Source organism: Campylobacter showae (genome assembly GCF_900699785.1).
Classification (GTDB): Bacteria; Campylobacterota; Campylobacteria; order Campylobacterales; family Campylobacteraceae; genus Campylobacter_A; species Campylobacter_A showae_D.
In genome coordinates, this window is sequence record NZ_LR535679.1 from 94081 (window position 1) to 120342 (window position 26262).

At 46.1% G+C, this 26262-nt stretch carries 25 protein-coding genes; 10 read left to right on the forward strand and 15 right to left on the reverse strand.

Going from position 1 to position 26262, the window contains the following annotated elements; genetic code table 11:
- Positions 1-8: 8 nt before the first annotated feature.
- Genes pgsA through murJ form a run of 9 tightly spaced genes read right to left on the reverse strand, consistent with a single transcriptional unit; the run spans position 9 to position 9466 of the window.
- Positions 9-563: a CDP-diacylglycerol--glycerol-3-phosphate 3-phosphatidyltransferase gene (gene pgsA / locus E4V70_RS00440; protein WP_122862952.1), complete on the reverse strand. Its 555-nt coding sequence runs from the start codon at positions 561-563 to the stop codon at positions 9-11.
- Entirely contained in the window at positions 560-922 is a 363-nt protein-coding gene (locus tag E4V70_RS00445; protein ID WP_122862953.1) for a hypothetical protein, read from the reverse strand. Before E4V70_RS00445 ends, pgsA begins: the two co-directional genes overlap by 4 nt.
- Positions 919-1704 (reverse strand): enoyl-ACP reductase, encoded by a 786-nt coding sequence (locus E4V70_RS00450; protein ID WP_122862954.1) that lies wholly within the window; start codon positions 1702-1704, stop codon positions 919-921. The genes E4V70_RS00445 and E4V70_RS00450 overlap by 4 nt, the downstream gene beginning before the upstream one ends.
- Complete coding sequence (gene dapA / locus E4V70_RS00455) at positions 1704-2573, reverse strand: 4-hydroxy-tetrahydrodipicolinate synthase (RefSeq protein WP_221892130.1); 870 nt, start codon at positions 2571-2573, stop codon at positions 1704-1706. The genes E4V70_RS00450 and dapA overlap by 1 nt, the downstream gene beginning before the upstream one ends.
- 19 nt (positions 2574-2592) lie before the next feature.
- Positions 2593-3846 (reverse strand): M16 family metallopeptidase, encoded by a 1254-nt coding sequence (locus tag E4V70_RS00460; protein WP_122862956.1) that lies wholly within the window; start codon positions 3844-3846, stop codon positions 2593-2595.
- Between the two features lie 8 nt (positions 3847-3854).
- On the reverse strand, positions 3855-4928 hold the full coding sequence (locus E4V70_RS00465) for a quinone-dependent dihydroorotate dehydrogenase (RefSeq protein WP_122862957.1): 1074 nt from the start codon (positions 4926-4928) through the stop codon (positions 3855-3857).
- Between the two features lie 41 nt (positions 4929-4969).
- Positions 4970-6694, reverse strand: coding sequence for an ABC transporter ATP-binding protein (locus E4V70_RS00470; protein ID WP_122862958.1), 1725 nt, complete (start codon positions 6692-6694; stop codon positions 4970-4972).
- Positions 6691-8079: a cysteine--tRNA ligase gene (cysS, locus tag E4V70_RS00475; RefSeq protein WP_122862959.1), complete on the reverse strand. Its 1389-nt coding sequence runs from the start codon at positions 8077-8079 to the stop codon at positions 6691-6693. Before cysS ends, E4V70_RS00470 begins: the two co-directional genes overlap by 4 nt.
- On the reverse strand, positions 8066-9466 hold the full coding sequence (gene murJ / locus E4V70_RS00480; protein WP_122862960.1) for a murein biosynthesis integral membrane protein MurJ: 1401 nt from the start codon (positions 9464-9466) through the stop codon (positions 8066-8068). The genes cysS and murJ overlap by 14 nt, the downstream gene beginning before the upstream one ends.
- Before the next feature lie 145 nt (positions 9467-9611).
- On the opposite strand from murJ, the gene E4V70_RS00485 reads away from it, so the two are divergent.
- Genes E4V70_RS00485 through E4V70_RS00515 form a run of 7 tightly spaced genes read left to right on the forward strand, consistent with a single transcriptional unit; the run spans position 9612 to position 16509 of the window.
- Positions 9612-11513, forward strand: a complete 1902-nt coding sequence (locus tag E4V70_RS00485; RefSeq protein WP_122862961.1) for a flagellar assembly protein A — start codon at positions 9612-9614, stop codon at positions 11511-11513.
- 2 nt (positions 11514-11515) lie between these two features.
- Positions 11516-12652, forward strand: a complete 1137-nt coding sequence (locus tag E4V70_RS00490) for an MlaE family ABC transporter permease (protein ID WP_122862962.1) — start codon at positions 11516-11518, stop codon at positions 12650-12652.
- Positions 12653-13396, forward strand: coding sequence for an ABC transporter ATP-binding protein (locus tag E4V70_RS00495; protein WP_122862963.1), 744 nt, complete (start codon positions 12653-12655; stop codon positions 13394-13396).
- Positions 13386-14318, forward strand: coding sequence for an MlaD family protein (locus E4V70_RS00500; protein ID WP_122862964.1), 933 nt, complete (start codon positions 13386-13388; stop codon positions 14316-14318). The genes E4V70_RS00495 and E4V70_RS00500 overlap by 11 nt, the downstream gene beginning before the upstream one ends.
- Positions 14315-14878: a hypothetical protein gene (locus E4V70_RS00505; protein ID WP_122862965.1), complete on the forward strand. Its 564-nt coding sequence runs from the start codon at positions 14315-14317 to the stop codon at positions 14876-14878. The genes E4V70_RS00500 and E4V70_RS00505 overlap by 4 nt, the downstream gene beginning before the upstream one ends.
- 28 nt (positions 14879-14906) lie before the next feature.
- Positions 14907-15461 (forward strand): Holliday junction branch migration protein RuvA, encoded by a 555-nt coding sequence (gene ruvA / locus E4V70_RS00510; RefSeq protein WP_122862966.1) that lies wholly within the window; start codon positions 14907-14909, stop codon positions 15459-15461.
- Between the two features lie 13 nt (positions 15462-15474).
- Positions 15475-16509, forward strand: coding sequence for a D-alanine--D-alanine ligase (locus E4V70_RS00515; RefSeq protein WP_122862967.1), 1035 nt, complete (start codon positions 15475-15477; stop codon positions 16507-16509).
- A 344-nt stretch (positions 16510-16853) separates the two neighbouring features.
- Here the strand turns inward: E4V70_RS00515 and E4V70_RS10630 are convergent, their stop codons facing one another.
- Positions 16854-17015 (reverse strand): hypothetical protein, encoded by a 162-nt coding sequence (locus E4V70_RS10630; RefSeq protein ID WP_172603239.1) that lies wholly within the window; start codon positions 17013-17015, stop codon positions 16854-16856.
- Positions 17016-17099: 84 nt separating this feature from the next.
- Between E4V70_RS10630 and E4V70_RS00520 the strand changes: the two genes are divergently transcribed.
- The 3 genes from E4V70_RS00520 to E4V70_RS00530 all read left to right on the forward strand — a co-directional run bounded on the left by E4V70_RS00520 (position 17100) and on the right by E4V70_RS00530 (position 20225).
- Positions 17100-17330: a type II toxin-antitoxin system Phd/YefM family antitoxin gene (locus E4V70_RS00520; RefSeq protein WP_002947827.1), complete on the forward strand. Its 231-nt coding sequence runs from the start codon at positions 17100-17102 to the stop codon at positions 17328-17330.
- Complete coding sequence (locus E4V70_RS00525; RefSeq protein WP_122862968.1) at positions 17330-18499, forward strand: alpha/beta fold hydrolase; 1170 nt, start codon at positions 17330-17332, stop codon at positions 18497-18499. The genes E4V70_RS00520 and E4V70_RS00525 overlap by 1 nt, the downstream gene beginning before the upstream one ends.
- Positions 18500-18788: 289 nt before the next feature.
- Entirely contained in the window at positions 18789-20225 is a 1437-nt protein-coding gene (locus E4V70_RS00530) for a Mur ligase family protein (RefSeq protein ID WP_122862969.1), read from the forward strand.
- A gap of 228 nt (positions 20226-20453) precedes the next feature.
- Here E4V70_RS00530 and E4V70_RS00535 read toward each other — a convergent pair whose 3' ends face one another.
- From E4V70_RS00535 to E4V70_RS00555, 5 genes are all read right to left on the reverse strand, one after another.
- Entirely contained in the window at positions 20454-22487 is a 2034-nt protein-coding gene (locus tag E4V70_RS00535; protein WP_122862970.1) for an ATP-dependent helicase, read from the reverse strand.
- Between the two features lie 124 nt (positions 22488-22611).
- Positions 22612-23616, reverse strand: coding sequence for an ABC transporter substrate-binding protein (locus tag E4V70_RS00540; RefSeq protein ID WP_122862971.1), 1005 nt, complete (start codon positions 23614-23616; stop codon positions 22612-22614).
- Between the two features lie 9 nt (positions 23617-23625).
- Positions 23626-24402 carry an ABC transporter ATP-binding protein gene (locus E4V70_RS00545; RefSeq protein WP_122862972.1) on the reverse strand — a complete coding sequence of 259 codons (777 nt, stop codon included), beginning with the start codon at positions 24400-24402 and terminating at the stop codon, positions 23626-23628.
- Complete coding sequence (locus E4V70_RS00550; RefSeq protein WP_122862973.1) at positions 24399-25409, reverse strand: FecCD family ABC transporter permease; 1011 nt, start codon at positions 25407-25409, stop codon at positions 24399-24401. Before E4V70_RS00550 ends, E4V70_RS00545 begins: the two co-directional genes overlap by 4 nt.
- Entirely contained in the window at positions 25402-26253 is an 852-nt protein-coding gene (locus E4V70_RS00555) for a class I SAM-dependent methyltransferase (protein ID WP_122862974.1), read from the reverse strand. Before E4V70_RS00555 ends, E4V70_RS00550 begins: the two co-directional genes overlap by 8 nt.
- Positions 26254-26262: the final 9 nt, after the last annotated feature.

Consider the following 26262-nt stretch of genomic DNA (forward strand, 5'->3'; position numbering starts at 1 on the left):
TCTCAAATTTACGCCTTTTTGGCTTGATTTTTAACGTGCCTCACATAGGCGTTTACGTACTCAAAGCCCGAATACAGCGTCAGCGCGACGCTAAGCCAGAGCAAAAACTCGCCAAAAGGCCACTGCATGGTTAAAAAGCCGATCGCGACCATCTGGCAGACGGTTTTTACCTTGCCCGCCATCGATGCGGCGACCTCTACGCCTTCGCCCGCCATCACGACGCGAAATCCTGTGATAAAAAACTCGCGAACGAGGATGAGATACACGGCCCACGGGCTCGCACGGTCTATCATCATGAGCCCTAAAAACGCGCCAAGCGTTAGCATTTTATCCGCTAGCGGGTCGATGACGGCTCCAAGCTTAGTCTTTTGATCCCACGCGCGCGCGATAAATCCGTCGAAAAAGTCCGTGACGCTAGCGATCACGAATACAAGCGCGGCAAAGTAGTTCATCCAGCTAACGTGCACGCCCGAGAAGGAATTTACGCTAAGTAGCAGCCAAAACATCAGAGGCGCGAGAAATACGCGCAGGAAGGCTAGGGCGTTTGGTAAATTTAGGCTCATTTATTTGTTCTTTCTTTTTGATTTCGGAGTTTAAAATTTGACGGCTCGGCGCTAAAGCCCGCGTAAAATTTGCCGACCCGCATTTTGCTTGATTTGATCGGTTGCGGATTTGCGCTTTGGTTAAATTTGCTCGGCGCTTCGTCAAATTTGGGCGGTTTTGGATTTAAATTTAACGGCAAAAAACATTTCGATTCTTTCAAATTTAGATCAAATTTAAAAGAATCGCCCACACCGAAAAATTTGCTTTTAAATTTTAAATTTTTAAATTTAGCCTGCAAACGCGTTAAATTTATACTGCCGAATTTGCCCGAAATGCGAGCAACCGACAAAGGAGCGCAGGCTAAATTTGCTTTTTTCATTTAAACGTAGTACCGCCGTCGATGATGAAGGTGTGACCCGTGACCCAGCTGGCTTTTGAGCTGCAGAGAAACAAACATGCGCCGGCGATATCTGCGGGCTGACCCATGCGGTTTAGCGGGCTTAGTTCGGCCGTTTTGTCGCGTACTTCCTCGTAGTTCGTAAAAGCCCTAAGCGCGTCCGTCTCGATCGGGCCGCCGCTAACGACGTTTACGCGGATGTTTTTTTCGCCAAGCTCGGTGGCCGCATAGCGCGCCATAGCTTCTACCGCGGCTTTTGCTGTGCCGTGGCCTGCGTAGTTTTCGATATAGACGAGATTGCCCGTCGATGATAGCGAGATGATACTGCCGCCGCCCGTTTTTTCCATGCGTTTTGCGGCTTCTTGCGCGCCCACGACGAATGCATTTACGGTCGCGGTGAAAATGTTATTGATACCGCGAGGTCGAAGTTTCATAAATTTAGTATATCCGCCTGCTACCGGACGACCCGAGATGATGGCGTTTGAGACGAAAAAATCCACGCGGTCAAAGTCGGCGTCGATCTCTGAAAATAGATCTTTGTAGGTCTCTGGTTCTAGTATATTTAGCGCGTAGGCTCTGGCTTTTATGCGGTACGTCGCCTCGAGCTCGACGGCTTGGGTTTTGGCTAGCTCTTCGTTTGAGTTATATGTAAAGGCGATATTTACGCCCTTTGCGGCGAACTCCTCCACGATGGCGCGTCCGATACCGCGCGTTCCGCCGCTGATTACTAGAGTTTTGCCTTTAAATTCGTTTTCGCAATTCATTAAAATCCTTTTATATTATATTGTTTTATGGTTTGTTCGATTTTTTTGAGATTTTCGGCGCTCGGCTCGCAAAGCGGTAGGCGGTACTCGAGGCTTGATATGAGCCCTGCGATATACATCGCAGCTTTGACAGGGATCGGGTTACTCTCGCAAAACATTATTTTATTTACCGCATAAAGGTCGTCGTTTATGGCTTTTGCGCGCGCAAACTCGCCTTTTAGCGCAAAGTGGGTCAAATTTGAGATTTCGTCGGGGAGTAAATTCGCCGTAACCGAGATCACGCCCTTGCCGCCGTTTGAGAGGATAGGGTAGTTTATCGCATCCTCGCCGCTGATGACGGACAAGGTAGGCTCGTGCGCGAGCAGATCTACGCAGCGCTCGATACTGCCCGTGGCTTCTTTTACGCCGTAGACGTTCTCGCACTCTTTAAACAACCTAAAAACCGTGCACGGCTGGATATCTACGCCCACGCGGCCCGGGACGTTATAGAGCAGCACCGGGATTTCGACGCTTGAGGCGATCGCTTTGTAGTGGCGGTATAGGCCTTCTTGCGTCGGTTTGTTGTAGTATGGGGCTACCGAGAGGATGCCGTCTGCGCCGTGATCTTGCGCGAATTTTGCAAGGCCTACCGCCTCGTGAGTGGCGTTGCTGCCAGCGCCTGCGAGTACTTTTACGCCGGTATTTTTGCAGGTATTTACGGCGATTTCTATACAAATTCTATGCTCGTCGTGCGTTAGCGTCGCGCTCTCGCCTGTCGTACCTACGGGTACGACCGCGTCGATGCCGTTTGCGATTTGTCTTTTGATTAACTTTTCATAACCGATTTCGTCTAGTTTACCGTCTTTAAAAGGCGTAATCAGCGCCGTCATGGCGCCCGTTATTGCTTTTTTATTCACTTTTTTCCTTTCTTAGGATGATCGTCGTGGATTTTTCTTTTCTCGCGTATTTTTTGCAAATTTCGTTTAGATCGGCCGGTTTTAGCGCGGCTGTTTTTTCAGGTAGCTCAAAAAGCGGCTTTATATCGCCTCTAACGAGATATCCGCCGTATAAATTCGCCACCTTCGACGTGCTATCTAGCGAGTAAATGAGATCGCTTTTTAAGCTATTTTTTATCTTAGTTATCTCGTCTTCGTCGATTTTTTGCGTTTTTGCGTTTTCGAGCACTCGCCAGATCTCGTCCTCTACGGCCTCTGCTTTGACGCCGGGATTACAAACGGCAAGCACTATGAGCAGGCTCTCGTCGATGTTGCTCATATTATAGACGTCTACGCTGTTTACGAGGCACTTTTCGTCTATCAAAACGCGTTGTAAAACCGAGCTTTGTCCGCTGCCTAGATACTCGGCTAGCGCGCCTAACGCAGGTTGATCTTCGTGATTAAACGGCGGGATCTTAAAGGCAAGCGCTAGCATCTCTACCTCGCTATCTTTGTAAATTTCGGCCCTTTTAGCGCCGTTTTGCTCAGGCTCGATACAGTGCAACTTAGGTAGCGGTTTTTTGTTTTTTATATTTTCAAAGTGCTTTTTACCTAGTTCAAACGCGCTTTTTTTGTCGATGTCGCCGCTGATTAGCAGGATCGCGTTTTGTGGCTGATAGTACGTCTCGTGAAATTCTTTTATATCCTCTATGCTCCAGTTTCTGATATCGCCGATAAAGCCGATCGGAGTCCAGTGGTACGGGTGATAACTAAAAGCGACGTTAAAGAGCGTAAAGTACAAAAAGCCGATCGGAGAGTTGTCCGTGCGCCATCTGCGCTCCTCGGTCACGACGTCGCGCTCGGGCTGAAATTCTTTATCTTTTAGGCTCAAATTTTCCATTATATCGGCGTAAAGCCTAAGGGCTTCGTCTAGGTTGCCTTTTGAGCATTTGACGAAATAATGCGTATAATCAAAGCCCGTGCTAGCGTTATTTACGCCGCCAAAACCCTTTACGATCTCGTCAAATTCGCCCGCTTTCATATTTTTCGTGGATTTAAAATTTAGATGTTCTAGCATGTGCGCGATGCCGCTTTTGCCCATGGTTTCGTTTCGCGAACCCACGCGGTAAAACACGTCCACGCTAATTACGCTAGAGCCCTTGCTAGCGGGGATGTGATAGATCTCAAAGCCGTTTTTTAGCTTTGTTTTGGAGTATTTTATAAGCATAAATTTCCTTAAATTTTGTTTTTTATATCGCAGCCCACCGCTTCGCTAATCGAGGCGAAATTATCCTCTTTTAAAAGCTTTAAAATACCTTCGTTGATCTGTTTTGCGATGTTTGGGCCTTTAAATATAAAGGAAGTGTAAATTTGAACCAAATTTGCGCCCGATTTTATGCGAGCGTATGCCTCCTCGGCGCTGTCTATGCCGCCGCTTGCGATCAAAACCGTCTTGCCGTAAAGCTCGCTAGCCACCGCGCTAAAAAGCTCGCGCGAGCGTCTAGCTATAATCTTGCCGCTTAGTCCGCCGAAATTTTGCAAATTCGCAGATTTTGATAGCGAATAATCAATGCTCGTATTATTTACGATGACGCCTTTGGCGCCGCTTTCTACGGCCGTTTTACAGATCTGCACGGCCTTATCGTCGTCCATATCGGGCGCTATTTTAAAGATTATCGGCTTTTTTGCGATCGGCGATAGGCGCGCAAATAGATCTTTTATAAAGCTTTCTTCTTGTAGTTCGCGTAAATTCGGAGTATTTGGCGATGAAACGTTGATGACGAAGCAGTCGCAAATTTCGTTAAATTTGGCGACTAAAATTTCATAGTCTTTGATCGCTTCTTCATTAGGAGTGATTTTGTTTTTACCGATGTTGGCAAAAAGCGGTATCGCAAAGGGATAGAGCTTGCCGACGCGCGCGCCAAGTGCGTCTGCACCCTCGTTGTTAAAGCCCATCGCGTTTTGGATACTCTCTTCTTCGATTAGGCGAAAAAGGCGCGGTTTTGCGTTACCCTCTTGCGCTTTTGGCGTCACGGTGCCAAACTCCACGTGTCCAAATCCGAGCGCGGCTAGCGGGCGTAGCATAGTAGCGTTTTTGTCAAAGCCGCCGGCGATTCCTACTGGGTTTAAAAAGCTAGTTCCCAGCAAATTTTGCGAAAGAGCCGCGTCCGTGACGACGCAGTTTTTGGCGACGATGCTATAAAGTCCCGGAAATACGCAGTCTGAGATACTTAGCGTTTTTTCGACGATTTTGTGAGCGGTTTCGGGGTCAAATTTAAAAAATATGGATTTTAGCGTTTCGTAATTCAAATTTTATCCTTAAATTTTGAGCGATTTTATCAAATTTAGGCTTAAACAAGGGCTTCGCCTTTTAGTTTCGCGTAAATTTCGCAGCTCTTGCTAAGCGCCTCGTCGGTATCGAAACCGACCACTTTTCCGCCGCTGATAACGGCGATTTTATCGGCGTTTTGCACCGTACTTAGGCGGTGCGCGATGATAAATATTATCTTTTCTTTTTGTAGATTCGCGATGGCTTTGGTTATCTGCTGTTCGCTTTCGTTATCTAGGGCGCTCGTAGCCTCGTCAAATATCAAAATTTGCGGGTCGTCGTAGAGAGCGCGGGCGATGGCGATACGCTGACGTTGGCCGCCCGAGAGATTGGTGCCGAATTCATTTAGCACGGTCTGCGCGCCTTGGGGTAAATTTGCGACGAAATCATACGCATTTGCGGTTTTTAACGCGAGCTCGACCTTTGCTTCGTCGTATTCGCGGCCGTAGGCTACGTTGTTTGCGACCGTGTCGTTAAAGATATAAACGCGCTGGGTCACTAGGCCGATATTTTGTCTAAGCGAACCGAGGTCAAAATTTTTGATATTTTCGCCGTTTATCTCGATCGCTCCGCCGTTTGCGTCGTAAAATCTCATGAGTAGATTTACGATCGAGCTTTTTCCGCCGCCGCTACTGCCCACGAGCGCTACGGTTTGCGATTTGCTCGCGCTTAAATTTACGCCTTTTAGCACCTCTTTGTCGTCGTAGTTTAGCCTGACGTCTTTAAAATTTATCAAATTTATTTCAGACGGCACGGGCTTGTCGCCGCTTAAAATTTGAGGCTCTTTATCAAGTAACTCAAAGGTTCGCTCTGCCGCTACCACGGCGTCTTGCATCTTGTTATAGAGGCCTGAAATACGTTTAATAGGCGTATAAAGCATGAAAAGCGCGGTTAGGAAAGAAAAGAAGCTTCCCATCGTCAAATTTCCGTCTATGACCTCTTTGCCGCCGATGATGACGACCGCCGCGACGCCGACGGAGCCGAAAATTTCCATCATCGGGCTTACCATCTCGTTTACTTTTACGCTTTTTAAATTTAGTTTGAAAAATTTAGCGTTTTCGTCGGTAAATTTAGCGTGCTCAAACTCCTGCGCGTTGTTTGCTTTGATGATCTCGATATTGGTAAAAATTTCGCTCAGCTTCGAGCTGATGTCGGAGGTTTTTTCCTGCGAGGCGCGGGAGATTTTTTTCATCTTTTTTGCGAGTCTTGAGAGCGGATAGACGGCTGCGGGCATGATAACTAGCGCAAAAAACGCAAGCTGCAAGCTCTGATAAAGCACGACGCAAAGCAGTCCCGCGATCGTGATAGCCTCGCGGATGAGCTCTGGTATCATGGAGCTAACGATGCTTCTGATGCGGTCTATGTCGTTGATATTTCGGCTGATTAGCTCGCCCGTGCGGTAGTCGTTAAAAAACTTCATATCCAAATTTAGTAGGTTTTTTAGTAGCTTTTCGCGAAATCTCCTCACGATATCCTGCCCGATATATGCCGTAAAATAGGCCTGCAAAAACGTCCCAAGCCCCTTTAAAAAGTAAATCGCGATGATGGCGTAAGGCAAAAGATAAAGCAGGTCTTTGTTTTTTTCGATAAAAATTTTATTTAGCACGGGCTCGATCACCCACGCCGAAGCGGCCGTACCGCCGCTAGCCATCAGCATGCCGGCGATCGCGATGATAAAATACGAAATATAATCCCTAAAATATGGCGCAAATCGCCGCAAAACCTCTTTTAGGCTCATCTGCTTCATATCTTTTCCCACATGCAGCCATCTGGCGTATCCATGAGGCTGATGCCGTTTGCGGCTAGCATATCGCGGATTTTATCCGATAGCTCGTAGTTTTTGGCCGCTTTGGCTTCGTTTCTTTGATTTATCAGATCCTCGATATAGGCTCGCTTTTCGTCGCTCACGCCAAACTGAAAATACTCAAACACGTCTACTTGCAAGATGCCGAGCACGCGCGCTATCAGCTCTAAATTTGCCGCGATTTCGCCCTTTTTGGCTTTGTCTTTAGGATTTGCGTCTAGCTCGTCGTTTGCGCTGCGGACAAACTCATCTACGCTCGCAAGGGCTTTTGAGGTGTTTAGATCGTCCCCCATCGCGGACATAAATTCGCTTTTAAATTTATCGTTTGCATTCAAATTTGCCGCCGCGCCAAGAACTCGTTTTTTTAGGCGGTAAATTTTATCCAAGCGCTTTTTTGCCGCGTTTAGATCATCTTCGCTAAAGTTAAAATTCGCTCTGTAGTGGCTAGAAATCAGATAAAATCTCACCGCCTCGCCCAAATTTAGCTCCAGCGCGTCTTTAACAAAAAAGCTATTTCCGAGGCTCTTGCTCATTTTTTCGTTATTTATTTGGATAAAGCCGTTGTGTAGCCAGTATTTAGCCAGGCTTTTGCGCTCGGCGCAGCGACACTGCGCGGCCTCGTTTTCGTGATGAGGAAAGAGTAGATCAAGCCCGCCCGCGTGGATATCGATCTCAAATTTCTCGCCGCTAGATAGGTGCTTTTTTATCATTGCGACGCACTCGGTGTGCCAGCCGGGGCGACCGCGGCCAAACGGACTTTCGTACCATTTCTCGTCAAATTTCCACAGCACGAAGTCTTTTTCGTCTTTTTTTTCGTCGCTACTAACCACGCGAGCGACGTTTGCCTCGGTGTCAAATTTGCCGCTCAGGCTCAGATACTCCGCGTCTTTTGCGGTATCAAAGTATATGCCGTCGCCCGCTATCTCGTAGGCAAAGCCGTTTTTTAGCAAAATTTCGATGTACTCTGTCATCTCTTTTAGCGTCTGCGTCGCCTTTGGTTTGACGTCTGGCTCAAGCACGTTAAGCGCGCTCATATCGCGTTCGTAGCTTGCGGTGTATCTATCCGTGATCGCTTTTAGACTCTCGCCGCTTTCGGCCATCTTTTTTAAAATTTTATCATCGATGTCGGTGTAGTTTCGCACGAATTTGACCTTGTAGCCAAGCTCGCTTAGCGTGCGTCTAAGCAGATCAAAGCTAATTGCGCTTTTGGCGTGTCCTAAGTGCGCATCGTCATAAACCGTCGGCCCGCAGACGTAAATGCGTACAAAGTCGCTTTTTACGGGCTCAAATTCTACTTTTTTTCTCTTTACGCTATCAAAAATTTGCATCTAAAAATTTCCTTAAAAATATCAAAATCACTGCCTCTAAAGCCAAAACCGCGCTTAAAAGCGTTATTTTTTTAGGCTCAATTATAGCTAAAAATTTCCTTATCCCAAAAAAATTGACGTTTAAAGCTAGCGTCAAAAACCCGCCCAGCGAGCTAGCAAGCGCTAGTCCGAACGCGCCGTAAATTTGCATCAGCGCGACTGCTAAAACGAGGTTGAAAACGAGCGTTATAACGGCGATTTTAGAAGCTAGCTTTTGCTGCAAATGCGCATAAAGCCAAAGCGAAAAAAGTTTAGCAAGCCCAAAAGGCAAAAGTCCGATCATATAGGCGCTCAAAACGCTCGCTGTCACCGCCGTATCGGTCGCCGTAAAGCTTCCGCGCTCAAAAAGCAGCTTGATGATAGGTTCGGCTAAAATAATGCCGCCGATAGCCGCCGCAAAGAGCAGAAAATATAAAATTTCAAAGCTTTTTCGCATCCATTTTAGAGCTTCGGTTTCGTTACTGGCCTTGATCTGACGCGTAATTTTAGGAAAAAGAGCCGTCGAAAGCGCGATCGCAAATATCGCTAAAGGCAGCTGAAAAATGCGGTTGGCGTAGAAAAGATAGCTGATCGATCCAGCCGCCAAAAACGACGCCAGCCACGTATCCATAAACGAGCTTAGCTGCATCGCGGACGATCCGACTAGGCCGTGAAAAAAGTTGCTAAAAAAGCCCTTCGTATCGGCTCTTTTGCCACGAGCAAATTTAACTAAGCCGCCGAAAAAGAGCTTTGAGATGCCGTTAAATTTAAGCGCGATAAGGTGCGCGATAAGCTGCAAAATGCCGCCCACTACGACGCCGAAACTCAGATAATAAGCCACGACTTTAGGCTCCTGTCCGCGAGCTAAAACTAAAGAGCCGATCATGGCTAAATTTAGCAAAGCGGTCGAAAACGCCGTCGTCGCAAAGTGTCCGCGATACTGCAAAAGCGAGGCTAAAAAAGTAACGGCAAAGATGAGCGCCAGGTAGTAGAAGTTGATTTTTACGAGCGGGACGGCTTCGTTTATGTCGCCGGGCGCTAGGCCCGTGGCGATAACGGCGGTAAAAAACGGAGCGAATAAATTTACTAAAAGCGTGAGAACGCCAATAAAGGCTAGAAATTTAAGAAAAATCTCGGCGCTAAAGAGCGATTTTTTGTTTGATTTCGTAAAATTTGGCAAAAAAGCATTGGCAAAAGCCCCCTCGCCAAAGATGCGGCGCAGTAAATTTGGTATCTTAAACGCGATGAAAAATATATCGCTGTAAATGCCCGCACCCAAAGTAGAAGCCGTGAGCAGGTCGCGCACAAGCCCCAAAACTCGCGAAACCATGATACCGATGCTGTTTGAAAAAAAGCCTTTTATAAGCATAAAATTTCCTAGTTAAAATTGGCGTAATAATAGACAAAATTTGTTTTAAAATACGTAAAAGCGGACGCGAAAATCTCGTATAACGTCTTTTTAATGAAATTTTAGAGATAATCTCGCGAAAATAAAAATAACGCGAGAGTATCACGTGCCAGAAAACCAAAATGCGCAGCAAAACTTCCTTGCCGAGATGGAGGTCGAGACCGTCAACCCGTACGGCGAGATATTAAATTTAGTAAAAAGCTTCGGCGTCGATAGCAAATTTATAGATTTTGATATCATGGAGATCAAAACCGAATGCAAGGTGGTAGGCGAGAGCCAACCTAGACAAATCGCCGAAGACAAGCTAAACGTCTTTGATAACGATAAATTTTACGTAGATAGAGTTGAGAGTATCAAGCAAAGCTATCTGGTTAAATTTTACGACGTTAGGCGCGCAAAACCTACGCCTTTGCCTAACGTTTCAGTAAATGCGAATAAAAATTTGACTAAAATTTTAGCCACCGTTTCGCAAAACGCCGACACGGTTTATTTTAAAGAATTTGATAAAAAGCTGATAAATTTCATCTACAAAAAGCTGATAAAAGTCGGCATCCTGGTTGGCATCAGGAACAAAACGATGCTAGAAGAGGTTGCTAAAATTTCTTCGGTTTTAAGAGTAAAAGAATTTATCGACAAGGACTATACCTTTGCCGTGACTGTAGGCGTAAACGTAGTTCCGTCCACGGACGACGCGCTAATCTATCATTACAAAACAAAAATAAGAAACGTAGACGAAAACGACAAGATCGACTACGCAAACAGAGGCTATCTGCTCGGAGTCGTCGAAAACGAGCTCATAATCGAATACGTAAAACTAAGAGACGGCACAAGCGGTCGCGACGTGAGGGGGAATTTCTTACCTGCACAAAAAGCCAAAGCCACGATAACGAAAATGCCCGAACACACCGAAAATATCTATGCAAAAGAAGATAACGAGGGGATAAAATTTTTCGCCAAAAAACCGGGCTACGTCAAAGAGGAAAAAGGCGTTTTTGATATCAAAGACGAGCTTGACGTAAATGAAATCACGTTTAAAACCACAGGCTCGGTCGATACGGGTCTTGATACCAACGTAACGCTAAACGTAAAGGAAAAAGATCTAACGAAAGACGCCATAGGTACCGGCATGACGGTCGAGGCAAACGAAGTAAACGTCGAGGGAAACGTCGCCGCAAACGCCGTAGTAAAGGCAAATAAAGTAACGATCGGCGGACAAACCCATGCCAAAGCCCTCATCGAAGCAAAACAGGCTAAAATCGCCGTACATATCGGTAGCTTCGAAGGAGAAAACGTCGAGATAGATAGGTTAGAAGGCGGCAAGGTAAAAGCCAAAAAAGCCGTGATAAAATCAGTCATCGGCGGCGAGATAATTGCCGAAAGCGTCGTCATCGACACGCTAGTGTCAAACTCAAACATCATAATCGCCGACACGCTAGAGATAAAAAAACTAAAAGGCGTGAATAATAAAATTTTAGTCGATTTTAGCATGATAAAAAACACGGGCGAGCAGATTAACGAGCGCATGGCAAAGATAAAAACCATCAGAGAGCAGATCGTAAAAATGCCGCGCACGCTAGAGTCCAAAAGATGCGTCATCGAAGAAAATAGAGGCCCGATAAATGTCATCAAGGCTAAAATCGAGGAACTAAAAAGCACGAACAACACTCCGCCCGCGACGTTTATGAAAAAGCTAAAAGAGTATCAGCAGCTAGTACACGAGTACAACGCGCTTTTAAAGGAATTTCGCGAGAAAAAAGCCGCGATCGCCGAACTAAGAGGCGAGATAACAAATATCCAAGAGGGTATATTTAACTCAAAAGTGATAAATCACAGTAATTGGCGCGAATTTAACGAGATAAAATTTAGGCTCGTCGATCCCGCTCGCGACATCACGTATAGCACCCGCGAAAACGAGATCGCGCGAATAATCACGATAGCTAAAGTCGAGACCGAGGACGGCGACATAGACTACGTGATAAAGAAAAAAAATAACGCTAAAAAGGCTTAAATTTGCCTCTTTTTTTAAAATTTGAAAGCGAATTTTACAAGTGCGAGCAAGGCGGCGGTAAGCTAACGATAAATCTAAAAAACGACTGGAACTACAAGCTGCCGGCTCAAATTTGGACTCAGACGGCCGCACTCATCGGCTCAAAGAAATTTAATAAAATCGTTTTAAATTTTAAAGACGTAAAAGAGCTTGATTACGCAGCGGCGCTGTTTTTTAAAAATACCTTTTTAAATGCTCGCAAAAACTACGAGCTCGTAAATTTAAATCCGCACGCTCAAAAGATTTTTGCCTCGATAAATAGCGAAATAAATCCCAAAATAAAGCAGATCATAGACGCCAAACCTCACGAAAATCCGTTCTCTCAAATTGGCAAAAATTTGACCGCGTTTTTTGCGGGGTTTTGCGCGTTTTTAAATTTCATGGGCGAGTTTTTGGTCAAATTTAGTAAGATATTTATGCTAAAAAATATCCGCGTAAAGGAAATTTTGGCTTATTTCGAGGATGCGGGTATAAAGTCGGTTTTTATCGTGTGCCTCACCTCTTTTCTCATCGGCATCGTGCTGGCATATCAGGGCTCAAATTTGCTCGAGAGTTTCGGCGCTACGATAATAATCGTCGAGATGATGGGGCTTTTGACCTTGCGCGAGATAGCTCCACTCATTGCCGCTATCATCGTGGCGGGGCGCCTGGCGTCAAGCTTTACCGCGCAAATCGGCGTTATGAAAATCACCGAAGAGATCGACGCGATGAAAACTATGGGATTTGATCCGTTTAAATTTCTCGTTTTGCCTCGCGTGATAGCTCTCATCGTCGCCATGCCGCTTATCGTATTTTTAGCCGACGTGGCGGGGATTTTCGGCGAGATGATCGTGATGGAAAACTACTTAAACATCAGCTTTGATAGCTATCTGGCGAGATTTGGCCAAGAGGTAGATATAAAGCACCTTTACGTCGGGCTTTTTAAGGCACCGTTTTTTGGCGTCGTGATCGCGTTTATCGGCTGCATGAGAGGCTTTCAGATCGGCGGAAACACCCAAAGCGTGGGCACTTATACGACCGTAAGCGTGGTAAACGCGATATTTGGCGTGATTATGGTGGACGCGCTGTTTTCGATTATTTTCACGCAGTTAGGCATATAAATGATAATAAAAGCGACTGATTTAACGACGAAATTCGGCGACCGAGTGATCCACGACGGGCTAAATTTCCACGTAAACGAGGCTGAAATTTACGGGCTACTAGGCGGTAGCGGTACGGGCAAATCGACGCTAATGAAAACGATGATATATCTAAAAGAGCCAAGCGCCGGCAAGGTCGAGATGCTAGGGCGCGATCTGTGGTCGCTAGATGAGGCGGCTAGGCAGGAGATAAAGCTCGCTTGCAGCGTGATGTTTCAGTTTGGCGCGCTTTATACCTCGATGAACGTACTGGAAAATATCTACATCCTGCTAAAAGAGTATAGCGGGATGAGCGAGCGCTCGATGCGCGAGATAGCGATGTTTTGGCTGCAAAAAGTAGGCCTTAACGAAAACGTCGCGCTGCAATACCCAAGCGAGCTAAGCGGCGGTATGAAAAAGCGCGTGGCGATGGCTAGGGCTCTAGTGCTAAGTCCTAAAATTCTGTTTTTAGACGAGCCAAACTCCGGCCTTGACCCAAGTAGTGCGCGGGCGTTTGACGAGCTAGTGGTGGAGCTACGAGATACGCTTGGCGTCACGGTCGTGATGGTGACGCACGATATAGATAGTATTTGCACGATTTTGGATAGATTTTTGATACTTCAGGATAAAAAGATAGCCTTCGAGGGGACCTTTGAGCAGCTGATGCAAATGCCAGAAAATCCGCTCGAAGAGCTTTTAAAAACAAGGAAAAACGGTGGGAAATAAAATAAATTATACTTTGATAGGCCTCTTTTTCGTGCTCGTAGTGAGCGCGCTAGGTATCGCGGCGTGGTGGCTGGGCGGATACGGGAAAAAAGCCGATGATTACAGGTCGTATTTCATCAAAACTACAAGCCTGCCAAGCGGCATCAAAAAGGACTCCACGGTCAAATTTATCGGCGTAGACGCGGGCACGGTCAAGGATATCCGATTTGCCGACGAAAAAGAGGCGCTCATCGAGCTTGAACTCTCCGTAAGGAAAGACATACCGATAAGAACCGATAGCACGGCGTCTGCGGAGATACAGGGCATCACGGGCATCGGCTACCTAAACATCTCGCGCGGTAGCATGGACAGCCCGCTCTTTGATAAAAACGAAAAAGCCTACATCGGGCTTGAGGCGAGCTTTTTTGATAAAATCGGCGACAGAGCCGAGTATCTAACGAAAAATTTAGAGTCTACCTTTAAAAATATCAATAAATTTTTAAGCGACGAAAACGCTGCTAAATTTTCGTCTATCCTAGTTTCAGTTGATGAAGCCGCAAAAAAGATAAACGCCGGAAATCTCGATATAAACGCGACTATCGCAAACGCGAACGAGGTTTTGGCAAATGCAAATTTGACGCTAACCGAGCTAAAAAAAGCGCTAAAAAACGCCTCGGGCACGCTTGAGTTCGTAAATTCGTTTACGACCAAGGCCACGGACGCCGCGCAGGCGCTAAAAAATCTACAAACTGCGATAGCAGAAAAGATAAAAAGCGGCGAATACGACGTGAAAGACGCGCTAAATACGATTGGCGACGAGACGGAGAGGACGCTGCTTAGCTTCCAAAAGCTCATTTCGGATTTTAGAAATACCCTTTTTAGACTCGAGGACGACCCGTACGAATTTTTCTTTAAAGATACGCAGAAAAAGGACGAAAAATGAAAATTTTAAGCACGGTTTTAGCTCTGGTGGCGCTGTTTTTTAGCGGTTGTAGCGTTTTGGCAAAGCCTGCGCCTAGGACGAATTATTTTATGCTAGGCGGCGCGGAGGATAAATTTAAAGAGTGCGAAAATAGGCCCGAAAAAACGGTTTTCATCGAGGAGGTGCGGGTTTTTGGCGCGTACGAGAGCCGAGAAGTCCTAAAGATAGACGCAAACGGCGAGATCCGTCCGCTAAAAAATGTCAAATTTTTAGCGCTCCCAAGCGAGATGGCGAGGCGAAATTTGATCATAGCCGCAAGCGATCAATGCGCGTTTAAGCCGTCTTTTAAAAACGCGGACATAAGCGTAAAGTCAAATTTACTCACCCTTCAAATCAAAGATCAAAAAGCGCAAATTTCGATGATGTTTAGCTTTTTTAAAGACGGCAAAGAGCTAAAAAGCGTCGTGCTAAACTCGCAAAAAGATGCAGGCGCGGACGAGGGCGAAATCGCGATGAAGGCTCTAAACGCCGCCTTTAGCGAGGTTACGGATAAATTTTTGCAAGAATTAATCAAATTTTAGAGATAATCGCAAATTTTAAAGGAAAACGATGATAAAAGCGATCGAGGGCGTCATAACCAAAAAAGAGCCCGCAAATCTCATCTTAAAAACAGCCGGCGGCGTGAGCTACGGCGTAGCTATCTCGCTTTTTTGCTCGGCAAAGCTCGAGCGAGGCCAGAGCGTGGAGCTAAACATCACGCAGATCATCCGCGAGGATGTGGATTTGCTTTACGGATTTTTAGATAGCAACGAGCAAAAGATGTTTGAGATGCTGATAAAACTAAGCGGTATCGGCGCGGCGACGGCGATGGCGGTGTGCTCGAGCCTAAATCCGAACGCATTTTTAAACGCGGTTAAAAGCGGAGATGCGGCGGCGCTACAAACGGTGCCGGGCATCGGCGCAAAGACGGCTAGACGCATCATCGCCGAACTTAGCGACGCAAAGATGACGATGGACGAAAATCTGCCTAGCTATCAGCACGAAGCGATCTTGGCGCTTGAGAGCCTCGGCTTTAAAAGAGAAAAGATAACCAAGGCGCTTAGCGAGTGCGACGCTCAAAATACGGGCGAACTCGTCAAACAAGCCCTAAAAAAACTAGCATAAAAAAGGAAAAGATATGAAATTTGCTGTGATATTCGGCGCTAAAAGCTACGAACACGAGATCAGTATCGTGAGCGCAATAGCCCTAAAAAAGGTGCTAAAAAACGAACCTTTATTTATATTTTGCGATAAATTTAGAGAATTTTACTTGATAAACGGCGCCGATATGAAGGCTAATTTCTTTAGCTCTGGCAAGTATAAAAACAACAAAAAACTCGCTCTTAAGCAGGGCGGATTTTTCGCTGGCGGGTTACTCGGCGAGAAAAAGATCGAGGCGGACGTATTTATAAATTTAGTCCACGGTATGGACGGCGAGGACGGTAAGATCGCGGCGCTGCTCGAGTTTTACGGCCTTAGCTATATCGGCCCTCGCGTGGAGGCTAGCGCGCTAAGCTACAACAAGGAGCTAACCAAGCTGCTCGCGCAAAAAGCGGGCGTAAATACCCTAAACTACGAGGTTGTAAGCAGAGGAAAGGCGCCTAGCCTGCCGCTGCCCGTGATCCTAAAGCCTCTTCGCCTAGGAAGCTCGATCGGAGTTAGCGTGATAAAAGACGCTAACGAGCTAGAATACGGCCTAGACGTGGCATACGAGTTTGACAAAGAGATCCTGGTAGAGCCCTTTATCGAGGGCGTGAAGGAGTACAATCTAGCAGGCTGCAAGACGGGCGGCGAGATCAAATTTTCCATCATCGAAGAGCCTAAAAAGAAGGAATTTCTAGACTACGAGCAAAAATATATGAGCTTTTCAAACGAGAGCAGGGTGCGCGAGGCCGACATCGGCGCAGAGTTAGCCGCCAAGCTAAAACAAAGCTTTGAGCGCATCTACAACTGCGGCTTTGACGGGGCGCTGATACGCTGCGACTTTTTCGAGATAAACGGCGAAGTATATCTAAACGAGATCAATCCAAATCCGGGCAGCTTGGCGAATTATCTATTTGACGATTTTGAGGGGACGCTGGAGCGACTCGCCGTAAGCTTACCCAAAGAGCGCGAGATAAATATCGACTACAAATTTATCAACTCTATAACGTCAGCGAAAGGCAAGCTGTAAAGAAACGTCGGCATTTCCCGGTGCCTTTTTAGCAAATTTGACCGCTTTAAACGGCTTGTTTTTGGCGGCTTTTCAAAAAACTTGGTTGCGATTGTTGCACTTTGAGATATCGTTACTAAATTTGGTCGCCGGTTTTTAAATTTTAAAGCTTGGCAGATGACGATTGAAAGCTGATTGCGGTCTTTTAGTTATCCAAATACCATTTCTAGGATCGGCAGTATTTATTGGCATATAGTTTTTGGCTTGTAGTGTTAAAATGTCGATTTGCGGGCCAAATTTAGCTTAATTTTCAAACCGATCGGCTTGGTTTTTACGAAATTTGGCAAACCGATATTTCTTCGAATTTACTGTGTTTGGCTCGGTTGTAAATTTAAAATCTCTATTTTAAAGTCCTGTTTTTTGGGTAAATTTTGCTCATTTTCCATGCTAAAGCCAAATTCCGCCCGCCCTTTACATGCTTGCAAATTTCGCGCCAAAAATATAAAATACTCTAAAATAAATTTCAAAGAACATAATGCGCTATTATATTTTAATTTGAATTTAAAGATAATATGCTATATTTTACATAAAATTTTACACAAAGAACACAAATGACTACTTTTAGCAAAGATGAAATTTACACGGCGACCGAAGTGGTGCGAAATTTCAGCGCCGTCTTGGGTAAAGTCGGCAAGGCGCAGATGAAGCGCGCGGTGATCGTCAAAAATAATAAATTTGAAGCCGTGCTGCTAAATATGGGCGAGTATGAGCGCCTATGCGAGGCTGTGGAGGTACTGCAAAGCATTTATGAGGCTAAAAAACGAGCCGGAAGCGGCGAATAATGGCGGTCAAAGAGGTAAAATACGGCGGCAAAATTTACCGCATCAGCTACGAAACCGTAAATCCCGCGCACAAGGACGTCGCGCTATTTTTGCACGGCTGGGGCGCAAACAAAGAGATCATGAAAAAGGCTTTCGGCACGTATTTTAAGGACTTTCGGCACGTTTACGTCGATATGCCCGGCTTTGGCGCGAGCAGTATGCACGGCGCGCTAGCGACGAAAGACTACGCAAAAATCATGAAATCCTTTTTAGACGAGCTTGGCGCGAACCCCAAAATCATCTTTGGACATAGCTTCGGCGGCAAGGTCGCAACCCTGCTCAATCCCGAATATCTCGCGCTTTTAAGCTCGGCCGGCATCGTAGCTAAAAAGCCGCTTTGGGTGCGATTTAAGATCGCTTTGTTTAAATTTTTAAAGATGTTCGGTCTTGGGTTTTTATACAAATTTTTCGCCACGAAAGACGTAAAAGGCATGAGCAAAACGATGTACGAGACTCTAAAAAACGTCGTCGATGAGGATTTTAGCTCTAAATTTGCGGACTTTGGCGGCAAGGCGTTTATATTTTGGGGCGAGGAGGACAAAGCCACGCCTCTAAAAAGCGGCGAACGCGTAAGTCGTCTCATCAAAAACAGCGAATTTCACGCACTAAAGGGCGATCATTTTTTCTTTTTGCTCCACGCGCGCTACATCGACGGCGTCGTAAATGCGGGGCTAAATTTGACGAATTTGGATGATGAAAGTGGGATAGAGAGCGTGAAAATTTTAAGCCCGAAAAACCATGAAAATTTAAGCGAAAAAGCCTGGAGTGCCGATGAAAACGGCGATCTTAAAAACCCTACCGAGCAAAATTTGACGGAATCTATCCAAGAGGCTTTGGAACAAGAGGTCGCCATAAGCGCAAAAACCGTCTCGCAAAGCAGCCTTTTTGACGAGCAGTCGCAAAACGGTAACCTTGCGGGTCAAAACCCGCAGCTTGACGATGTAAGCGCCAAAAACGGTCAAATTTTTAAAGAAAATTTGTTTGACGGGCAAGAAATCGCACAAAATCAATCGGAACCCAAAAATGGCGTTTTAAGCAGAGACGAGCAAAATCAAATTTTACCAAAAGATGAGCAAGACGCTCAAAAAAGCCCCAAAAAGCCTGTGCAACAAACGTTTGATTTAAACTAGCGCGCAAATTTTGTATTTGCGCTTTTGACTTAGTTATTAGCATTAAATTTATGCGGGTTTGGCGGGCCTGCATCAAATTTACGAGCTAAATTTAAGCCCAAAATCTGTAAAATCTAGGCTGACAAATTTGCGTTTTACGGCGTAAAAAACAAGGCGGATAAATTTGCTCTCAAATTTAACGGAAAAACTATCAAATTTACGTCAAGCACGCAAAAACAAACTGCAAAACGCTAAATTTGGCAAAAAATGGCGCAAACAAAAGCCCGCTTAAGTGAACCTAGGAGAAAAAATGAACGAAACCCTCATAAATATCGGCCTTGCCGCGACGCAAATTTTATTTACGTTTGCACTCGGATTTTATCTCATCACCTGCCTTCAGTGGTTTTCATACAAGTTTGAGCGCGTGCTGTTTCACTTCACTAGGCCGCTGTGGCACGTGTTTTTCCTCATCGTGCCGATCGTGCTTTTTTACGGGGCGGAGCGATTTTTCTGGATTTATTTTTACTTTGCGCTGGTGCCAAGCCTCACTCTTTGGCATAAAAAGCTTGATAAAAAGCTGGTTTTTACGCCGCGAGTCAAGCGATTTTTTGTTATCCTAGCGCTCGCGGTTATCGCTAGCTACGCCGTCTATCTCGCGACGCAGCACCGCGTAAATTTAGGCGTCGTCCTGCCGCTCGTGCTCTCTTTTGCGCTTAGCTTTTTGCTGGAAAAGGCTAAATTTAAGGCCTACGAAAACAGCGCGCGCAAAAAGCTAGCCTCGATGCCTGAGCTTAAAATCATCATGATAACGGCGAGTTTTGGCAAAACCAGCATCAAAAATTTCCTATTTGAGCTACTTAAAAATGACTTCGCCTGCCGCAAAACCCCTCGCAGCGTAAACACGCTAGCAGGCCTCATCCAAGACGTAAATAACGAACTTGCCGCCGGTACGCAGATATATATCGCCGAGGCGGGCGCGCGTCTAAAAGGCGACATCGCGCAGATCACGGAGTTTTTGAACCCGCAGATCGCGATCGTCGGCGAGATCGGCGCGCAGCATATCGAGTACTTTAAGACGCTTGAAAATATCCGCGCTACAAAGCTTGAAGCCCTTAACTCAAAGCGCCTAGAAAAGGCTTTCGTGCACAGTAGCACGCAGGCAAGCGAGGGCGAGAAGATAGAAATTTACGATAAAAACCTAAGCGGCGTGGAGGCAAGCTTGGATGGGGTCAAATTTAAGCTTGGAGAGAGGGAATTTAGCTCGCCGCTGCTTGGTAAATTTAACGCCGCAAATCTAGCCGTCTGCGTCAAAACCGCGCTATATCTGGGGCTAGACGAGGCCAGGATCGCCTCCGCTCTCTCGCGCCTAAAAAACGTCGAGCATAGACTCGAGCGTATCGATGCCGGCGGTAAAATCATCATCGACGACGGTTTTAACGGTAACTTTAACGGTATGAGCGCGAGCTACGAGCTAGTCGGTAGCTACGAGGGGCGAAAGGTGCTCGTGACGCCCGGCATCATGGAGAGCAGCGACGAAGAGAACGAAAAGCTAAGCAAGATCATCAACAAGACCTTTGACATCGTTATGCTAACAAGCTCGCTAAACGCCGTCGCGCTACTAAAGCACCTAAGCAGGCCAAAAGTCATCGTCATCAAGGACAAATCAAAAATACAAGAAGCCCTAGCACAAAACACCAAAGCGGGCGATCTGATCCTTTTTTCAAACGACGCGCCGAGCTTTATGTAGGCGTAAATTTGGGGCTTGGGCGGCGCAGTTAAATTTAGCGGCGCTACTTCTAGCTACTCGAATTTGATTTGAAATTTAGTCCGCTTGCATCGGCGGAGATTGATTTAAAAAAATGCCTTTTCAAGGTGCAGGTTATGCCAAGCGCCGACTGCGGCATATGAAAGATAAAATAAGGCGGCTAAATTTAAACGACTTCAAATTTCACATCGGTCAAATTTGCCGTCAAATTTAAATCCCGGCGCTAGCCATCCCCGCCTCGATCAAAAACTGGCTGGGTTGGTAGTTTATCTTTTTGATTTTGTCGTATTTGGCATAGCTTAAAATCAGTTCGTCGCGCGCCCTCGTGACCGCGACGTAAAAGAGTCGCCGTTCCTCCTCGAGCGAGCCGCCCATGCTCATGAGTTTGAGGTTCGGGAAGCGATTTTGCGCGAGATCGACTACGAAAACGAGGTCAAACTCAAGCCCCTTTGATGCGTGCACGCTTAGCAAATTTACACCTTCGCCGCTGCTCATCTCGCTGCTGCCCAGAGTGATAAAGTTATAAAATTTCTCCGCCTCCGAGTAGTTTTTGGCTAGTTCGCCCAGCACCTCTAGCTTGCCCGCGATGCGCTCCAGGGCCTCTTTTTTTAGCGTTTCGTCGATGTTGCCGTTTTTTTGTGTGGCGCGCTTGGTCGCGAGGCTATCCGCGATGAGGGCGTAAATTTTGCTATTTTTGAGATCCTCTATCAGCGAGGTTGGGCGCGAGTGGCGTTTGGCGGCGCTTAAAAAGTTGTAAATTTCATACAAAAATTGCCCGCCGCTCTCGCTTAGTTTTTGCATTTTTAGCACGGGGTGGGCGAAAAATTTCTCGCTAAAGTTGAATTTAGCAAAGCGCGACTTCTCCCCGACCTCGTCAAGCTCGTCAAAAAGCCCCAGCTGGTAGTTTTTGGTTTTTTTGGCAAAGGCTTCCACGCTATCGTCGGGCTGCAAAAATCCTCGCACGACGTCGCCGTGTCCGACCTTGCTTAGCACTTCAAAAATCTCCTTGCTAAGCGCAGCGCCCACGCCTTTTGCGTATTCGCACACGTGGATAAAGGCCATGATGTCTTTTGGATTTATAAGGATGCCTAGCAGATCCATCGCAGCGCGTACCTCGCGGCTCTCAAAAAAACTCACGCCGCCCTTGCGCTTGGAGCCGATACCCAGCTCTCGCAGCGCGACTTCTAGGCCGTCGGCGCTTGAGTTGTTGCGAAAGATGATGGCGATATTTTCTTGTTTATATTTTGAAACGGCGATGATCTGCGCGATGTTTGCGTACTGATCGAAAAGCTCGCTATAAACAAGCAGCTTTGGCGAGGTAAATTTACCCTCGCGGCCGACGACTAGCTTTTTTTCGTAAAGGCGCGGGTTGTTTGCGATCACCTTGTTGGCAAGTGCTAGGATAGCCGAGCTGCTGCGATAGTTGATGTTTAGCGCGTAAATTTTAGCGTCTGCGAAGCGGTCCTTAAACGAGCCGATGATCTCGATGTTTGCGCCGTTAAAAGCGTAAATGCTCTGGTCAAAATCCCCGACGCAAAAAAGGCTTTTCGTCTCAAAAGCGCTGATTAGCGAGCCTTGCAGGGAGTTTGTGTCCTGATACTCGTCGACTAAAATTTCCTCAAATTTTAGCGGCGCGCCTTTTCTCAGTTCGTTACGCATTTTGATAAGCAGGTCGTTAAAATCCGCATAGCCAAATTTGCTCTTTTCCTCCTCAAATTCGCGCAAAACGTCCTCATAAATCTCGGCATATACGCCTTGCTCATCGCTTCGCTCTTTTAGCCATTCGCCAAACGTTTGCTTTAAGGCTAAATTTTGATACAGCGAATACGCGTCGTAAAGATAGGCGCCCCCATAAGGCTTAACGTCGCTTAGGTGGTTAAATTTGCGTCTCTCGACGAGCGATTTTAGCAGCGTCTTCAGCTCGCTAGGCTGCTTTAGCGTGACCGGTTTTTCTAGAAATTTAAGCAGCGAATAAGAAACCGAGTGAAATGTGCCCGCCGTGATGCGCGAGGTGATTTTTTTATCAAAATGTCGGTTTAGACGCTCGATCATCTCGGCCGCGGCCTTGTTGGTGAAGGTTAGTAGTAGGATTTTTTCGGGCTTTACGCCTAAATTTAGCAGATGAGCGATGCGCGCGACGATGGTGCTGGTTTTACCGGTGCCCGCACTTGCGATAACTAGATTGTGCCCGGCAGGAGCGGTCGCGGCGGCGTATTGTTCTTGATTTAGTTTTGAAAGGGGCATATTTTCCTCGCGTTTAAAAGGGCAGATTATACCCAAACGGGCTTAAATTTATAAAAACGCAAAAGCGGCGAGGGCTAAATTTATTCGCCCCGCGTTTGCGAAGCGAGGCAAAAATTTAGCGGTCTTATTTTGGATTTAGTATTTGTTTTACTTCCTCGTCGCTTAGTTCGTAGCGGTAAAATTTAAGGTAAAATTTCTTCACTTCTTCTTCCAAATTTACATCTGCGAAAATTTGCGGATAAAAGGTCTTGGCTAGCCAAAGCGGCTGCAAGGCGCCCTCGGCGCTTCTAACCGACCACAGATAAACTCCGCTAGGCACGATGAAGACGGCGCCGTCTTTGACCGCTTTTAGTTGTTTAAACGCAGGATTATTTAGGATTTTTTCCTTGCCTTCGCGAGAATTTGTGATGATGACGTCGGGATTAAAGATAATAACTTGCTCCTCGTTTATCGTCTTTGAAATCTTAAAATCCGTCTCGTTATCTTGGGAGCTTAAATTTACGCCACCGGCGATTTTTATGTACTCCGCGCCGATATCTTTGCCGCTGATCGTGCTAAAATTTCCCGAGTTAAAATTTAGAGCCAAAACCCGCTTTTTATCCTTGATATTTTGAACTTTTTCGCTTACGTATTTTATATTTTCGTCAAAATACTTGTTAAATTCCTCTGCCTTTTTTACCGCATCGCCGCCTAAAATTTGGGCTATTTTGCTAACCGCGCCTTTTATCTCGCTAGCGTTACTAAATTTATTTATATTTACGACTGCGATGCCGGCGGCTTCTAGTTGCGCTCTTTGATTTTCGTCAAATATCATACCGACGGGCCCAAAAACAACCTGCGTGTTTGAGGCGATAATGCTTTCGGCGCTGCTTGTTAGCGAGCCGCTTACGTTATTCATCGTTTTTATTTTAGGGAAAATTTTACTCATCATTTCAGGTAGCCGCGCCGCGCCCGAGATGATTTTATCTTCGCCAGTTAGCATCGCGCTCATCTGCGTAAATGCTCCTATCATCGGCGTTACGCGCTCTACGTTATCTGGTATTTGCACCTCTTTGCCGCCGTCGTCTACTATGATACGCGCTTGCAAAAGGCAAGCCGCAAGTATCAAAACCGTCAAAATTTTTCTCATTTTTTCTCCTTAAATGATGGGAACGCAGGAATAAACGCTCCTGCCTTCGATCTCGTTTTTTACTACTCTTATATCGGCCCCGTAAGCGAGTTTTAAATTTTCATCCGTTATCGCTTCGTTAGCGCTACCGTAGATGATGCTTTGATCTCTTTTTAAAAGCGCAACCTTGGCGTCTATATAAAAAGCATGCTCGGCAAAGTGCGAAGTCATGATGATTTTATGCCCGTTTTCCGCTAGCTCTTTTACGGCTTTTAGGATTTTTACTTGGTTTCCAAAGTCCAAATTTGAAGCGGGCTCGTCAAGCATCACGGCGCTTGCTTCTTGCGCCAAAGCCCTTGCTATTAAGACCATTTGCCTCTCGCCGCCGCTGATATCGGTGTAAATTTTATCCGCAAATTCGCTCATTTCCAGCATCTCGAGCTTTTGAAGGGCGATCTTTACGTCCTTTACGCTTGGATTTTCAAAAGCTCCGATATATGGCGAGCGTCCCATTAAAACGACGTCTAAAACCTTAAAAGCAAAGGGTGGCGTGTGGGCCTGAGGCACGTAGCTAACGATCTTTGCTCGCTCTTTGTCGCTTAAGGCGAAAAAATCTCGCCCGTCTGCTAAAATTTCTCCGCCAAATGGCTTTAAAAATCCCAAAATCGTCTTAAAAACCGTCGTCTTGCCTACGCCGTTTGGTCCGAGCAAGCATAAAATTTCTCCGTCTTCTAACTCGGCGCTAAATTCTTTCACGACTAGCTTTTTGCCGTATCCGCAGCTTAAATTTTTTATCTTAAATTTCACAGCCAGCCCTTTTTACTCTGATAAAGTAGGTAGATAAAAACGGGTGCGCCTATGAGCGAGGTGATGATGCCAAGAGGTATCTCGCTAGCCATCGCGCACCTTGCGATAGTATCGACTATCAGCAAAAATAGCGCGCCTAATAGCATAGAAACGGGCAGCAAGACGTTAAAATTCGCCCCGACGATAGAGCGTGCGATGTGCGGCACGATGAGTCCGACCCAGCCTACTATACCGCAAAAAGCAACGCTAGAAGCCGTCAGCAAAGTAGAAGCGCAGATGACAACAAAGCTATAAAATTTGACGTTTACGCCCATGGCTTTAGCCTCTTCTTCGCCAAAGGCTAAGATATTTAGCCTAAATCTAAGCAAAAACAGTGGCACCGAGCAAAATGCCGTTACGCCTAGCATATAAAGGACGTTTTGATATCCTCCCGTGCGAGCTAGGCTACCCATCAGCCAAAACGTGATCTCGGGCAGCTTGTTTTCGCTATCTGCTAGAAATTTTAAAAGCGAGCTAAAAGCTCCAAAAAGCGATGAGATAACTACGCCGGAAAGTACCATTATGATGACGTTTAGCTTGCCTCTGGCTATGAGCTGGCTTAAAAAGACTACCGCAAAAACGGCGGCTAGTCCAAAGCCAAAGGCCGTTAGCGAGACGTAAAATACCGGCAATGAAAAGATGATAGCGATACTAGCCCCCACCGCCGCGCCGCTAGATACGCCTAGGATATCGGGCGATACCAATGGATTTTTAAAAAGCCCCTGATAGACCGCGCCGGATGCGGAAAGCGCGGCTCCTACAAGCACTGCAAAGGCGATGCGAGGAAGCCTGATCTGCGTTATCACGGCGTTTGCTTGCTCGTTTTGCACGCTGGAGCCGGTTAGCAAAGAGTGTAAACTGGCAAAAATTTCAGACGCGCCGAGGCTATATCTGCCAAGGGTAAGAGAGACAAAAGCGCAAACTATCAGCACTACCGTTAAAACGACAAAAAGGGCTTTGTTATTCAAATTTTACCTCGCTTACGTCATACCACATCGCGTAGCTTTTTGTCGTGCGGTAAAATTTAACTCCGCCCTTATCTTTTACTAGCCACTTATCCACGTTTTTTCTAAAAATTTTCTCTTTTTCTTTTGGGATCTCGCCGACGAATTTTAAAAATTCGTAAGCCTCATCCTTGCTTGCAAAGTTCTTTTCATAAACGGTATCAAAGATACGTACGTTTACGTTTGCGCCCAGATCGTAAAGCATATTAAAGGTGACGTTGTAGCCAAACATCCTAGGGTTTTCGTTTATAAAAGGCGGACGTTTTGAGGCTCTTTCGTCGATACCTGCAAGCATATCCATCCAAATTTCTCTAAGACTTGGATAATCTTCCAAAAAGCAAGTGATACATACGTATTTTTTTGCTGAGTCGTTTAGTTTTTTTATATCGCCAAGACCGACCGAACGCGAGGCGACGACGACATCGTGCTTGCCGATTATTTCTAACGCGTCTTCGTCTAGCCAGCTTTTCTGTAAAAATTTTATATTTTTTACGTCGGCATTTTCGGCGTTTTGTTTACAAAATTTAAGCATCCCGCCAAATGCGTCAAGCGCGGTTAGGCTTTTGGCTCGCCTTGCCATCGGTATGCTAAGGCGCCCTGGTCCGCAACCAACGTCTAGTACGCTATCTTCGGACGTTATCGGTAAAGCATCCGCTAAAATTTGCGCGCTACATTTTTCAAGCTCGGCCATGCCGTTATACATCTGGGCTATTTCGTCCCAATTAACCGCGCTTCCGCCGGCTCCATCCCGCGTCATCGGGGCAAATTTAAGCTCCCTGATGGCCTGCCAGTTTAGTAGTCCTTGCATTTTTTCTCC